12 protein-coding genes are annotated in these 13900 nt (G+C 69.6%); 9 read left to right on the forward strand and 3 right to left on the reverse strand.

Going from position 1 to position 13900, the window contains the following annotated elements; all coding sequences use genetic code 11:
- Positions 1–14: 14 nt before the first annotated feature.
- The 3 genes from M9M90_RS07710 to M9M90_RS07720 all read left to right on the forward strand — a co-directional run bounded on the left by M9M90_RS07710 (position 15) and on the right by M9M90_RS07720 (position 3766).
- Positions 15–692 (forward strand): ABC transporter ATP-binding protein, encoded by a 678-nt coding sequence (locus tag M9M90_RS07710; protein ID WP_371876908.1) that lies wholly within the window; start codon positions 15–17, stop codon positions 690–692.
- Positions 689–3208 (forward strand): ABC transporter permease, encoded by a 2520-nt coding sequence (locus M9M90_RS07715; RefSeq protein ID WP_254836579.1) that lies wholly within the window; start codon positions 689–691, stop codon positions 3206–3208. Before M9M90_RS07710 ends, M9M90_RS07715 begins: the two co-directional genes overlap by 4 nt.
- A gap of 297 nt (positions 3209–3505) precedes the next feature.
- Positions 3506–3766 carry a hypothetical protein gene (locus M9M90_RS07720; protein WP_254836580.1) on the forward strand — a complete coding sequence of 87 codons (261 nt, stop codon included), beginning with the start codon at positions 3506–3508 and terminating at the stop codon, positions 3764–3766.
- Positions 3767–3843: 77 nt separating this feature from the next.
- Here the strand turns inward: M9M90_RS07720 and M9M90_RS07725 are convergent, their stop codons facing one another.
- From M9M90_RS07725 to M9M90_RS07735, 3 genes are read right to left on the reverse strand one after another with little or no spacing between them, the layout of a single operon-like run.
- On the reverse strand, positions 3844–4899 hold the full coding sequence (locus M9M90_RS07725; protein ID WP_254836581.1) for a 2-oxoacid:ferredoxin oxidoreductase subunit beta: 1056 nt from the start codon (positions 4897–4899) through the stop codon (positions 3844–3846).
- Positions 4896–6728, reverse strand: a complete 1833-nt coding sequence (locus tag M9M90_RS07730) for a 2-oxoacid:acceptor oxidoreductase subunit alpha (protein ID WP_254836582.1) — start codon at positions 6726–6728, stop codon at positions 4896–4898. Before M9M90_RS07730 ends, M9M90_RS07725 begins: the two co-directional genes overlap by 4 nt.
- Positions 6719–8500: an FAD-dependent oxidoreductase gene (locus tag M9M90_RS07735; RefSeq protein WP_254836583.1), complete on the reverse strand. Its 1782-nt coding sequence runs from the start codon at positions 8498–8500 to the stop codon at positions 6719–6721. The genes M9M90_RS07730 and M9M90_RS07735 overlap by 10 nt, the downstream gene beginning before the upstream one ends.
- Positions 8501–8850: 350 nt before the next feature.
- Between M9M90_RS07735 and M9M90_RS07740 the strand changes: the two genes are divergently transcribed.
- The 6 genes from M9M90_RS07740 to M9M90_RS07765 all read left to right on the forward strand — a co-directional run bounded on the left by M9M90_RS07740 (position 8851) and on the right by M9M90_RS07765 (position 13899).
- A complete protein-coding gene (locus M9M90_RS07740; RefSeq protein ID WP_254836584.1) occupies positions 8851–9033 on the forward strand; it encodes a hypothetical protein in 183 nt (60 codons plus the stop codon).
- Between the two features lie 182 nt (positions 9034–9215).
- Positions 9216–9989, forward strand: coding sequence for an SDR family NAD(P)-dependent oxidoreductase (locus tag M9M90_RS07745; protein ID WP_254836585.1), 774 nt, complete (start codon positions 9216–9218; stop codon positions 9987–9989).
- A 71-nt stretch (positions 9990–10060) separates the two neighbouring features.
- Positions 10061–11785 (forward strand): copper resistance system multicopper oxidase, encoded by a 1725-nt coding sequence (locus M9M90_RS07750; RefSeq protein ID WP_254836586.1) that lies wholly within the window; start codon positions 10061–10063, stop codon positions 11783–11785.
- Positions 11782–12789: a copper resistance protein B gene (locus M9M90_RS07755; protein WP_254836587.1), complete on the forward strand. Its 1008-nt coding sequence runs from the start codon at positions 11782–11784 to the stop codon at positions 12787–12789. Before M9M90_RS07750 ends, M9M90_RS07755 begins: the two co-directional genes overlap by 4 nt.
- A gap of 85 nt (positions 12790–12874) precedes the next feature.
- A complete protein-coding gene (locus M9M90_RS07760) occupies positions 12875–13195 on the forward strand; it encodes a copper-binding protein (RefSeq protein WP_254836588.1) in 321 nt (106 codons plus the stop codon).
- Positions 13196–13197: 2 nt separating this feature from the next.
- Positions 13198–13899, forward strand: a complete 702-nt coding sequence (locus M9M90_RS07765) for a hypothetical protein (RefSeq protein ID WP_254836589.1) — start codon at positions 13198–13200, stop codon at positions 13897–13899.
- The last annotated feature ends 1 nt before the right edge of the window (position 13900 follow it).

A 13900-nucleotide genomic window follows, 5' to 3' on the forward strand; every position in this document is an offset into this window, starting at 1 on the left:
CTTCCGAGGTCTCCTTGTCCGACTCTGGTCCGCCGCTCGTGCTCTCGAACGTCTGCCTCACCCTGCCGTCCGCGGCGGGTCCCGTGGATATCCTGCGCGACCTGAGCTTTTCCGTGGCCGAGAAGGAGCGGGTGGCGGTCACCGGGCCGTCCGGGTCGGGCAAGTCCTCGCTGATCGCCGTGGCCGCGGGACTGGAGCGCCCGACCGCCGGCTGGGTCACCCTGTTCGGCCGTGAATTGTCGAAGCTGGACGAAGACGGCCGGGCCCGCCTGCGCCGGGGTCGGGTCAGCCTGGTGTTCCAGGCCTTTCACCTGCTGCCCAACATGACCGCCCTGGAGAATGTCGCCGCGCCCATGGAGATCGCCGGGGCGGCCGACGCCGAGGCCGTGGCGAAAAGCTGGCTGGACCGGGTCGGCCTCTCGGCGCGGTTGAAGCATTATCCGCATCAGCTCTCCGGCGGCGAGCAGCAGCGGGTGGCGCTCGCCCGGGCGCTCGCGCCGCGGCCCGCCCTGCTGTTCGCCGACGAGCCCACCGGCAATCTCGACGGGGTCAACGCCGCCCACGTGGCCGACCTGCTGTTCGGGCTGGTGGCGGAGGAGGGGGCCGCCCTGGTCCTGGTGACCCACGACGAAGCCCTGGCCGCCCGCGCCGACCGCCGGGTGCGGCTGGCCGACGGGCGCGTTGCGCCGTGAGGTTCCTGGCCTGGCGGTACGCCGCCCGCGAACTGCGCTCCGGGGTGAAGGGATTTCGGATATTCCTGGCCTGCCTGGCGCTGGGCGTGGCGGCGATCGCCGCGGCGGGGTCGACCGCCGAGGCCTTCCGCACCGGCCTGGCTGTCCAGGCGCGCGAAATCCTGGGCGGCGACATGGCGGTCTCCCTGGAACAGCGCCGGTTCACGGAGGCCGAGCGCAAGGCCATCGAGGCGGCGGGGGCGACATCCTGGGCCGTCGGGACCCGGGCCATGGCGCAAGCCGCGTCCGGCGAGCGCCGCCTGGTCGACCTGCGTGGGGTGAGCGAGGCCTATCCGCTCTCCGGCAAGGTGACCCTGGAGACCGGCCAGCCCCTGGCCCGGGCCCTGGCCGTCCGCGACGGGGTCGCCGGCGCGGCGGTGGAGCGCGCCCTGCTGGAGCGCCTGGGCCTGAAGATCGGGGACCAGATCCTGGTCGGCGAGATGCCGGTAGTGGTGCGCGATGTGCTGCTGGAGGAGCCTGACCGGCTGTCTCGCGGCTTCGCGCTGGGGCCGCGGGTGCTGGTGCGGCGCCAGGCCGTAGCGGCGGGCGGCTTCCTGGAGCCCGGCCTGACCTTCGCAGAGACCGCCCGTGTGGCCCTGCCGCCGGGCACGGACCTTAAGGCGGCGCGCCAGGACCTGCGCAAGGCGCTGAAGGACAAGTCCATCCGTATCCGCGACCGCGAGGACGCCGCCCCGGGGATCCGCTGGCTAATCGACCAGCTGGAATACTTCCTGGGCTTCATCGGCCTGGCCTCGCTGGTGGCGGGTGGCCTGGGCGTGTTCGGCGCCGTCGCCGCCTTCCTTGAGGCGCGCAAGCCGTCGATAGCCGTGCTGAAGGCGCTGGGGGCCGAAGGACCGTTCATCCGCGACCTCTATCTGATCCAGATCGGAGTCCTGGCCCTGCTGGGGGTGGCGATCGGCCTGGCGGTCGGGGCCGCCGCGCCCTTCATCCTGGGCGGACTGGTCCCTGACGACATTCCGGTCCCGGCCTTGTTCGACATCTATCCGGTCCCGCTGCTCAAGGCCGCGGCCTTCGGCCTGCTGTCGGCGGCGGCCTTCTCCCTGACGCCGCTGGCGCGGGCGAGGGTGACCCCGCCGGCCAGCCTGTTCCGCCGCGACGTGGGCGGGCGGCTGAAGCTGAGCGTCGAGACCGTGGGGGCGGGGGTGGCGGCCCTGGCGCTGGCGGCGCTCTCTGTGATCACCGCGCCCACGCCCCTGGCGGCGGCCGGGATGATCGGCGGGGTGGCGGTGTCGTTCGTCCTGCTGTGGGGCCTGGGGCTGGGCGCGGCCTGGCTGGCCGGGCGGCTGCGAGGCAAGACGCGAGGGTCCGTGCGGATGGGCCTGGCCAATCTGGCGGGACCGCGCTCGGCGGCGCGCACGGCCGCGCCGGCCATCGGCCTGGGGGTGGCCCTGCTGGCGGCGGTGGTGCTGATCCAGTCCAGCCTGTTGCGGCAGGTGGCCGAGGTCGCGCCGCGCACGGCGCCGGCCCTGGTGTTCACCGAGATCCCGGGGGCGCGAGCGGCCGAGTTCGACGCGGCGGTAGCCGCCGCCTTCGCCGCGCCCCTGACGCCAGAGACCTATCTGCGTGCGCCGTTCCTCACCGGGCGGATCATCCGGCTGGGCGGCATGCCGGTGAACCGGAGCGCCATCAACGAGCAGGAGCGCTGGGCCTACGACAACGACATCTCGCTCTCGGCCATCGGGCCGGAGCCGAAGAATGCCAAGGTCGTCGAAGGGCGCTGGTGGCCGGCCGACTATGCGGGGCCGCCGCTGCTGGCCATGGAGGTCGACGCCGCCCGGGCCGGCCGGCTGAAGGTGGGCAACCTGGTCACCCTGTCGGTGCTGGGTCGCGAGATCGAGGCCAAGGTGGCGGTGTTGCGCGAGGTCGACGTGGGCGGCTTCGGGGCGAGCTTCCCCCTGGTGCTGAATCCCTCCGCCCTGGAAGGGGCGGAGCTGCGCCACGTCGCCATCGCCAAGGCCAGCCGGGCGCAGGAGGCCCGCGTCGGCCGCGCCCTGGGCGCCGCCTTCCCGGAGGTGAACGTGATCTCGGTGCGCGAGCAGCTTGAGGCCGCCACCGACCTCTTCGACCGCCTGGCGCTCGCCATCCGCGGCGCGGCGGGGGTGGCGGCCCTGGCCGGGCTGCTGGTGCTGACCGGCGCCATCGCCGCCCGCGCCCAGGCCCGGGCGCGGGAAGCGACCATCCTCAAGGTGCTGGGGGCCTCGCGGCTGCAGATCCTCGGCGCCTATGTGCTGGAATACGGGGCGGTGGGGCTGATCGCCGGGGTGACCGGCGTGGGCCTGGGCGTGATCGCCGCCTGGCCGGTGGTGACCCTGGTGTTCAAGGCCGACTGGGCCATCGACTGGGGCGGGGTGGCGGCCCTGGTGGGCGGCGCGGCCCTGCTGGCGGGCCTGGGCGGACTGCTGGCCTCGCTGCAGGCCCTGGCGAAACGTCCTGCCGACGCCCTGCGCGCCGAGTAGTGACTTGCGGCTGAATACGTCTCGAGGCCGCTGGACCGAACGCTAGAGATGCTCCCCCTCTGGGGAGCTGGCCCGAAGGGACGGAGGGGACTTTAGCTCCTGCTGAGACCGGTCGAGCCTTAGCTAGAGTGCATTTTAGTCCCCCTCACCCGGCCAAACGGCCGGGAGCTCCCCCAGAGGGGGAGCATCTGACGCCCGGACCGCTCCAACCTTCCCCAAATCGCGCTGCGCGCTGGGGGAGGATCTGGGGGCGTCGCATTAAGTCTCTGGTAAACGAAGCAGCCCGGTATGCGCGGGATGAGGCTAGTACATTCCGCCGAACCCGTTCGTTTCGACCATGGTGCGGCGTTGCGCGTGCCGCCGCCGCACGATGTGAAGAATTGGCGGACCCTGTGGATGTGGCTGGGCGACCAGGCCCAGGCCATGAGCGAAGCAGGCGCGGTGCAGGTGCAGACGCCTGAGGGTTGGACCGTGGCCCAACCGGGCGACTGGATCGTGCTGTCGGTCAGCGGCGAGTACCACGTGGCCCATGCCGGGCGCCGGGCGTTTCACTCGTAGGGCGTCAGCTAATTTCCGCTCATCCCGGCCTTCGCCCGGATGAGCGGGTTTGATGCCAACCCGACCGATGCGCCGCCCTAGCGCAGCGACGCATTCAGCTTGGCGAGGACGTCGAGGCTCGGCACCAGTTCTGCTTCGTTCAGGCTGTTCAGAGGCACGTCCACCGTGTCGAGGTTCTCGTGCAGGTCGCGGGCCTCGGGGTCGAGGAACAGCAAGCCGGTGACGATCTCGCCGAGCGCCTGGCGGGCCTGAAGGTAGGCCAGGGCGCCCACCCGGTCGCTGGGGTCGTAGTGCTGGGCCAGCTTGTGGAGCTGCAGGATCGAGCCGTCGTGCTGGGCGACCGGGACGGTCGTGCCGGGCGCATAGTCGACCTGGATCTCGTCGCGTGGGACGACGACGTCGAGGCGGTTCACGGCCTCGTTGTGCTCGCGAACATAGTCGTAGCTCTTGGTCGAGCCGACGTGATTGTTGAACTGCACGCAGGGGCTGATGCAGTCGATGAAGGCCGCGCCCTTGTGGGCCAGCGCCGCCTTGATCAGCGGCACGAGCTGGGCCTTGTCGCCGGAGAAGGAGCGGGCGACGAAGGTGGCGCCCATCTGCAGGGCCAGCATGACCAGGTCGATGCCGGCGTCGTGGTTGACCACGCCCTTCTTGGACTTCGAGCCCTTGTCGGAGGTGGCGGAGAACTGGCCCTTGGTCAGGCCGTACACCCCGTTGTTCTCCACGATGTAGAGCATGTTCACGCCGCGGCGGATCGAGTGGGCGAATTGGCCGAGGCCGATGGACGCCGAGTCGCCGTCGCCCGAGACGCCCAGATAGATCAGGTCGCGATTGGCCAGGTTGGCGCCCGTCAGCACCGAGGGCATGCGGCCGTGGACGGTGTTGAAGCCGTGGGAATTGCCCAGGAAATAGTCCGGGGTCTTGGACGAGCAGCCGATGCCCGACAGCTTGGCGATCCGGTGGGGCGGCAGCTCCAACTCGTAGCAGGCCTGGATGATGGCCGCCGAGATCGAGTCGTGGCCGCAACCGGCGCAGAGGGTGGAGACCGAGCCCTCGTAGTCGCGGCGGGTGTAGCCCAGGCTGTTGGCCGCGAGCTTGGGGTGATGCAGCTGTGGCTTGGTGATGTAGGTCATTCGGCGGCCTCCGGCGCGCGCACCCGCGCGGCGGCGGTCATCAAGCCGCCGACGGCGCCGGCGATGAAGCGGGCGGTGATCGGCGAGCCGTCATAATTCAGCACCGGCACCAGCTTGGCCGGGGCGACGTCGCCCTCGTTGACCAGCAGGGTGCGAAGCTGGGCGTCGCGGTTCTGCTCGACCACGAACACCCGGTCGTGGGCGGCGATGAAGTCGAACACCTCGTCGGCGAAGGGGAAGCCCCGCACCCGCATGGCGTCCAGATGCAGGCCCTGGGCGTCCAGGGTCTCCAGCGCCTCGTGCATGGAGGGGGTGCTGGAGCCGAAATAGATCACGCCCTCGCGGGTGGCCCGCTTGGCGAGGCGGGCGATCGGGGCGGGGACCAGGGCCTTGGCGGTGTCGAACTTGCGCAGCAGGCGCTGCATGTTGTCGACATAGACCGAGCCCTCCTCGCTGTAGCGGGCGTAGGGATTGCGCGAGGTGCCGCGGGTGAAGTAGCCGCCCTTGGTGGGGTGGACGCCCGGATAGGTGCGGTAGGGGACGCCGTCGCCGTCGACGTCCAGATACCGGCCGAACTCCTTGCCGGCCTCCAGGTCCTCGTAGGTCATCACCTTGCCGCGGTCGAGCTTGCGCTCGGGGTCCCACTCGAAGGGCTTGGTCAGCCACTCGTTCATGCCGATGTCGAGGTCCAGCATGACGAAGACCGTGGTCTGCAGCCGGTCAGCGAGGTCGAAGGCCAGCGCCCCCATCTCGAAGCACTCACCGGGATCGGCGGGCAGCAGCATGGGGTGCTTGGTGTCGCCGTGGCCGGCATAGGCGCCGGCCAGCAGGTCGGCCTGCTGCGTCCGGGTCGGCATGCCGGTGGAGGGCCCGCCGCGCTGGACGTCGAAGATCACCGCCGGGATCTCGGCGAAATAGGACAGGCCGATGAACTCGGTCATCAGCGAGACGCCGGGGCCGGAGGTGGCGGTGAAGGCCCGCGCCCCGTTCCAGCCCGCGCCGACCACCACGCCGATGGAGGCGATCTCGTCCTCTGCCTGGACGATGGCGTAGCGCGCCTTGCCGGTCTCCGGATCGGTCCGGTAGTCCTCGCAGAAACCGGTGAAGGCCTCGGCCAGCGAGGTCGAGGGGGTGATCGGATACCAGGCGCAGACCGTGGCGCCGCCATAGACCGCGCCCAGGGCCGAGGCCATGTTGCCCTCGACGAAGATCCGGTCGCCGACGGCGTCGGCGCGGACCACCTTCAGGCCCAGGGGGTGGAGGTTTTCGGCCACATAGTCCCGGCCCATCTTGAGCGCGGCGACATTGGCGGTGATCAGCCGGTCCTTGCCCTTGAACTGCTCGCCGAGCAAGGTCTCCAGGACTTCAAGCTCGATGCCAAGAAGCGCCGCCAAAGCCCCGACATAGATGATGTTCTTGAACAACTGGCGTTCGCGCGGGAGCTGATAGGCGGCGTTGCAGATGGCGGTCAGCGGCACGCCGACCACATTGATATCATCGCGGAATTTCTCGCGGGGCAGGGGCTTGGTGGAGTCGTAGAACAGATAGCCGCCGGGCTCGATCTCGGCGATGTCGCGATCCCAGGTCTGCGGGTTCATGGCGACCATCAGGTCCACCCCGCCGCGCCGGCCCAGATGGCCCGCCCCGGTGACCCGCACCTCGAACCAGGTCGGCAGGCCCTGGATGTTGGACGGAAAGATGTTGCGCGCCGCCACCGGCACGCCCATCCGCAGGATCGACTTGGCGAACATGCCGTTGGCGCTCGCCGACCCCGAGCCGTTGACGTTGGCGAACTTGACGACGAAGTCGTTGACGGCCTCTAGCGACATGTCCCCCCCGCATGGGTCATTTCCAGGAGGAACTTCTGCATGTCCCAGGCCCCGGTGGGGCAGCGCTCGGCGCAGAGGCCGCAGTGCAGGCAGACGTCCTCGTCCTTGACCATCACCCGGCCGGTCTTGAGCTCGCCGGAAACCAGGATGGCCTGTTCGGTGTTCAGCGCCGGGGCGTTGAGGCGACCGCGCAGGTCCTCCTCGTCGCCGTTCCCGGTGAAGGTGATGCAGTCCACCGGGCAGATGTCGGCGCAGGCGTCGCACTCGATGCAGGCGGGCTCGGAGAACACCGTCTGGATGTCGCAGTTGAGGCAGCGCTGGGCCTCGCGATAGGCCATCTCGCGATCGAAGCCGAGCTCGACCTCGACCTTGACGTCCTTGAGCGCCACGGCCTTGTCGCGCAGCGGCACCCGGTAGCGCAGGTCGTTGGCGATGTCGTTGTCGTAGCTCCACTCATGGATGCCCATCTTCTGGCTGGCCATGGAGAAGCCCGGCGGCGGGCGGTCGGCCAGGTCCTGGTCCTTGCAGAACTTGTCGATGGAAATGGCCGCGTCGTGCCCCTGGGCCACGGCCCAGATGATGTTCTTGGGCCCGAAGGCCGCGTCGCCTCCAAAGAAGACCTTGGGATGGGTCGACTGGAAGGTCACCGGGTCGACCTGGGGCATGCCCCACTCATCGAAGACGAGGCCGATGTCGCGCTCCATCCAGGGGAAGGCGTTTTCCTGGCCCACTGCGATCAGGACGTCGTCGCATTCGAAGTGCTGGTCGGGCTCACCGGTGGGAACCAGGCTGCGGCGGCCACGCTCGTCCAGCCGCGGCTCGACCTTCTCGAAGGTCACGCCGGTCAGGCGGCCGTCCTCGTGGGTGAAGGCCTTGGGGACCAGGAAGTTGAGGATCGGGATGTCCTCGTGAATGGCGTCTTCCTTCTCCCAGGGAGAGGCCTTCATCTCCTCGAACCCGGAACGGACGATGACCTTGACGTCCTCGCCGCCCAGCCGGCGCGAGGTGCGGCAGCAGTCCATAGCGGTGTTGCCGCCGCCCAGCACGATCACCCGGCGGCCGATCTTCTCGATGTGGCCGAAGGAGACGCTGGAGAGCCAGTCGATGCCGATGTGGATGTGGCCGGCCACCTCGCGGCGGCCCGGCAGGTCCAGGTCGCGGCCGCGCGGCGCCCCCGAACCCACGAAGACCGCGTCATACTCCTCGTCGAGCACCGACTTGAGGCTGTCGACATAGGATCCCAGCCGCATTTCCATGCCGAGGCCGGTGATGTAGCCAACCTCTTCGTCGATGACGGACTCCGGCAGGCGGAAGCGGGGGATCTGGCTGCGGATCATGCCGCCGGCCTTGGCGTCACCGTCATAGACCACCAGCTCGTAGCCCAGGGGCGCCAGGTCGCGGGCCACGGTGAGCGAGGCGGGGCCGGCGCCGATCAGGGCGATCCGCTTGCCGTTGGAAGCGGCCGCGGGAGGCGGGAGGCGGCCGGCGATGTTGTCCTTGTTGTCGGCGGCCACGCGCTTCAGGCGGCAGATGGCGACCGGCTCGTCCTCCACCCGGCCGCGGCGGCAGGCCGGCTCGCAGGGGCGGTCGCAGGTTCGGCCCAGGATTCCCGGGAAGACGTTGGACTTCCAGTTGACCATGTAGGCGTCGGAATAACGGCCTTCGGCGATCAGACGGATATATTCGGGGACCGGCGTATGGGCCGGACAGGCCCACTGACAATCGACAACCTTATGGAAGTAGTCGGGACCCTCGGTACTGGTGCGCTGCACAAACCACTCCCTCTCCCCGACGCCGTTCTCCCGCAACTGCGAAGACGAGCCCCAATGGAGCGAATCCAGCCAATTGCGGCGCGGCGTTCGTTATCGATGGTAAGTCCTTATCTGGGTCTCGGCCAATACGTTTCTGGGCGCCCGGGAGGTGATTCTTCGTCTCGCGGCGTCTGAAATCCACGGCTTGTGTCGCTCTTGGGGCGCCGGCCTCGCGGATGGTGCAGCGCCCAATTTCCGCTCAACAGCCTGTGATCATGTGACGAATCCCGAGCTTGACCCTTTGGACTGTCGCGGGATTGTCGTAACACTTGATTAACCCGCATGGGGTGCGCCAGCGCGAGGAACCACAGATGCCGAATCCGATGATCGACGTCAGTTCAGTGCTCGCTTCGCCGGTTCCCGAGGACTTCGTCTCCTTCACGCTCGATCTCAACGACGGCGAGGCCGAGCGGATCGCCGCGGCGATGGAGATCAACGAGCGCCGCGCCCAGGTGGAAAACCCCGAGGGCCTGCGCCGCGCCCGCGCGCTCTAGCGCACCCGACCCAACTAACCGTCCGACCTACGCCCCGGCGCGTCCGAGTGACCCGGCCCCTCGCGACGACGCTTCACCGCATCGCGGCTTGATTTGGCTGCCCAGGTGTCGCCGGTCCTGTAGGCTGCATCGCGCCGGCGGCCGCGTCGCCGAGCCCCCTCACCCCTGAACATCGAGGCCCCATGGACTTGCAGCTTAACGACAAGGTCGTCTTCGTCGCGGGGGGCAGCCGCGGGATTGGGCTCGGTATCGTGGAGGCTTGCCTGGCGGAGGGCGCCCGGGTCGCCTTCGCGGCCCGGGGCGAGGGGCCGCTGATGGCGGCGCGCGACACGCTGGCGAAGCGGTGGGGCGAGGATCGGGTCTGGGCGCGGGCGGGCGACCTGCGCGAGAGCGCGGTCCTGGACGACATGATCGAGGCCGTCGAGGCGGAGTTCGGGCCCATCTGGGGCGCCGTGGCCAATGTCGGGCTTCATCCCTGCCCGCCGGGATTCGACGTCGATGACGAGACCTGGGACGCGGGGTTCGTGCAGAACCTCGATTCCGCCTATCGGCTGGCCCGGGTGGTCCTTCGCAGGATGACCGAGCGCAAGGCGGGGTCCCTGCTGTTCATCAGCTCCATCGCCGGCGGGGCGGCCCTGGGCACGCCGCTCACCTACGGGACGTCGAAGGCGGCGATGAACCACATGGGCAAGGAGCTGGCGGCCATCGTCGGCCGGCATGGCGTGCGGGTGAACACCATCGCGCCAGGCAACATCATCTTCCCCGGAGGCGACTGGGAGACGCGGTCGCAGGGCCCGGGCGGCGAGAAGGTGCTGCGCTGGATAAACCGCGAAGTGCCCCTGAAGCGCTTCGGCGAGCCGCACGAGATCGGCGTCGCCGCAGCCTTCCTGCTCAGCCCGGCCGCCAGCTTCGTGACGGGCGTGGTCTTGGCGGTGGACGGCGGCCAGACCAAATAGACGCGCGCCGCCTCGACTACGGCCCCAGAAAGCCCCATCTCCTCCCCGCCACGAGGATAGGACCCGTCCGTATGCGCCGACGCGCCATTGCCGATTTCGATCGCCGCCAGCTGCTGCGTGGAGCCGCGGCCCTGGGAGGAGGCGCCGCGCTCGGCGCCATGCTGCCAGCCTGGGCCCAGAGCGCGACGCCGGGCCTGGTCTCGACCCTGCCGACCGTGTCGGGCGAGGAGATCAAGCTCACGATCGGCCACACGGCGTTCAAGGTGGACGGCCGCGCGGGCCACGCCGTCACCACCAACGGGACCGTGCCCGGACCGCTGGTCCGGCTGAAGGAAGGCCAGAACGTCCGCATCGCGGTGACCAACACCCTGGACGAGGACACCTCGATCCACTGGCACGGCCTGATCCTGCCCTTCCAGATGGACGGCGTCCCCGGCGTCAGCTTCCCCGGCATCAAGCCGGGCGAGACGTTCGTCTATGAGTTCCCGGTCCGCCAGGCCGGCACCTACTGGTACCACAGCCATTCCGGCCTCCAGGAGCAGGAGGGCCACTACGGCCCCATCGTGATCGACCCGGCGGGCCCTGATCCGGTCGCCTACGACCGCGAGCACGTGGTGGTGCTCTCCGACTACAGCTTCATGCATCCGCACGTGATGATGCGGAAGCTCAAGGCCCAGGCAGGTTATTTCAACCAGCAGAAGCAGACGCTCGCCGGCCTGATGCAGGGCAGGGACCAGGCGCTGAAGGACCGGATCGAGTGGTCCAAGATGCTGATGGACCCCACCGACATCCTAGACATCACCGGCTCAGCCTACACCTACCTGATCAACGGCCATGGCCCGAAGGACAACTGGACCGGCCTCTTCGCCCCCGGCGAGCGGGTGCGGCTGCGCTTCGTCAACGCCGGCGCCATGAGCGTCTTCAATATCCGCATCCCGGGCCTGAAGATGAGCGTGGTCCAGGCCGACGGCCAGAACGTGCGCCCGGTGGAGGTCGACGAGTTCCAGATCTCGCCGGCCGAGACCTATGACGTCATCGTCCAGCCGACCGCGGACCAGGCCTACACCCTGGTCGCCGAGGCCGCCGACCGCTCCGGCATGGGCCGGGCGACCCTGGCGCCGCGGCCGGGCATGGTCGCCGCCGTCCCGCCGCTGCGCGAGCGTCCCCTGCTGACCATGCGCGACATGGGCATGGACCACTCCGCCATGGGCGGCATGGAGGGGATGGATCACGGCTCCATGTCCATGCGCGATCCGAGAAACGCGCCGCAGGTGAAGCTGGGGCCGGGCGTCCAGATGATCTCGCCCATGCCGGTCGACCGCACCGGCGAGCCCGGCCTTGGTCTGGAGAAGGTGGAGCACAAGGCGCTGACCTATCGCGACCTGGTCGCGCTCGACCCCAATCCCGATCCTCGACCACCCTCGCGGGAGATGGAGATCCACCTGACCGGCAACATGGAACGCTTCATGTGGTCGTTCGACGGGGAGACGTTCAGCCACCTGAAGGCGCCGATCCCCTTCCGGCTGAACGAGCGGGTGCGGGTCACCCTGGTCAACGACTCTATGATGGCCCATCCGATCCACCTGCACGGCCATTTCTACGAGGTGGTGAACGGCAACCCTGGGCATCATCCGCTGAAGCACACGGTCAATGTGCTGCCTGGCGGCAAGGTCACCTTCGACCTGACCGCCGACGCCCCCGGCGACTGGGCGTTCCACTGCCACCTGCTGCACCACATGCACGCGGGCATGTTCAATGTCGTCACCGTGCGGCCTCTCGAAGGCGGTGCGGCGTGAACCGGTTCCTCCTGATCGGCCTGCTGCCGCTCGCCGTCGCGGCGCCGGCCTCGGCGCAGCACGCCGGCCACGCCATGCCCGCGGAAGCCGCCGCGCCGGCGCCTGATCCGCACGCGGGACATGCCATGCCGCCCGCCGCGGACCCCCACGCCGGGCACACCATGCCCCCGGAAGCCGCCCCGCCGGCGGCTGATCCGCACGCGGGGCATGTCATGCCGCCCGCCCCCGACCCGCATGCCGGCCACGACATGTCGAGGATGGAGCCGACCGTGGGCGCCGAGCCCCCGCCGCCGGCGCCGAGCGACCACGCGGCCGAGCGCTTTCACAGTCCCGCCGCCATGGACGCGGCGCGCGCGCAGCTCGCCCGGGAGCACGGGGGCGAGCCCGCCTGGAAGGTCATGCTCAGCACGGCCGAGCTGCGTCCGGCCTCGGGCGAGGACAGCTACGCCTGGGAGGGCGAGGCCTGGTTCGGCGGCGACATCCACCGACTGGTCGTGAAATCCCAAGGCGAGGGCGCCGATCATCTCGAGAGCGCCGAGCTGCAGGCGCTCTATTCCCGCGCGATCAGCCCCTATTTCGATCTTCAGGTCGGGCTGCGCCACGACTTCGAGCCCAGCCCTTCACGCACCTATGCGACCCTGGGCTTCGAAGGGCTGGCGCCCTACTGGTTCGAGCTGGAAGGCGCGGCGTTTCTCTCCGACAAGGGCGACCTCTCGGCGCGCCTTGAGGCCTCCTACGACCTGCGGCTCACCCAGAAGCTGATCCTGGAACCCCGGGCGGAGATCAATCTCGCGGCGCAGGATGATCGTGCGACCGGGGTCGGCTCGGGCCTCACCGACACCGAACTGGGCCTGCGCCTGCGATACGAGTTCCGCCGTGAGTTCGCGCCCTATGTCGGCGTCGTCCATGAGCGGAAGTACGGGCGGACCGCCGACTTCGCCCGCGCCGCCGGCGAGGATGCCGACACCACCCGCTTGGTGGTCGGCCTGCGGGCCTGGTTCTAACAACCCTGCCTCTCCGAGGCCGGTTCTTCCGGCGGTCGCGGCCGCCGCCCATGCCGCGCCGTCGGCGCCAGTTTTGGAGATCGCAATGAAAACCGTCGTCCTGTCCCTCGCGGCCGCCCTGGCCATGACCTCCGCCGCCGCCGCCCAAGGCGACCACAGCGGCCACGCCGCCCCGAAGGCCGCCCCATCCCCGGCCATGGTCGAGGGCGTCGGCGTCGTGAAGAAGGTGGACGCCCGGGCCGGTACGGTTACGCTGGCCCATGATCCCATCAAGGCGCTCAACTGGCCGGCCATGACCATGCCCTTCAAGGTGTCCGACAAGGCCCTGCTCGCGAAGGCGGCCGTCGGCAGCAAGATCCGCTTCCAACTGAACGGCCAGACCATCGTCGGCATCCGGGCCTTCTAGGGGTGGGCCTGCCAGCCCTGGCGCGAACGGCCCACAAGTGGCTCGCCCTGGTCATCGCAGTCCAGGCGGTGTTCTGGACGCTTAGCGGCCTCTACATGACCGCCGTCCACATCGACATCATCCACGGCGACCACCTGGTGCGGCCGGTGGCGCTGAAGGCCCTGCCGATGTCGGGGCTGGTGGAGCCCTCCACCTTCGCCCAGTCCGGCGCCAGGTCGGTCCGCCTGGAAACCCAGCTCGGCAAGCCCGTCTACGTCGTCGACGCGATCCCGGGCCGGATGCTGTTCGACGCCCGCAGCGGCGCCTTGCTGTCGCCGCTCGACGAAGCCGCGGCCCGCGACCGGGCGCTCGCCCACTATGCCGGGCGCGGCGGGATCGTGAAGACCGAGCTACTCGACGTCGCGCCGGGTGAGATCAAGGGCCGGCCGGCGCCGATCTGGCGGGTAGAGTTCGAAGGCGTCTGGCGGCCGACCCTCTACATCTCGCCGCAGACCGGCGAGCTGGTGGCCAAGCGGCACGACCTCTGGCGCATCTTCGACTTCGTCTGGATGTTCCACATCATGGACTACGAGGCGCGGGAGGACGTGAACAACATCCTGCTGCGCGTGGCCACATGGATGGCGGTGGCGACCTCGCTCACCGGGGCCTGGCTCCTGCTCTACAGCTTCCGACGCCGGCGCCGCGCGCGGAGGGCCGCGGCCTGAG

Origin of the sequence: Phenylobacterium sp. LH3H17, from assembly GCF_024298925.1 — a bacterium.
Taxonomy (GTDB): domain Bacteria; phylum Pseudomonadota; class Alphaproteobacteria; order Caulobacterales; family Caulobacteraceae; genus Phenylobacterium.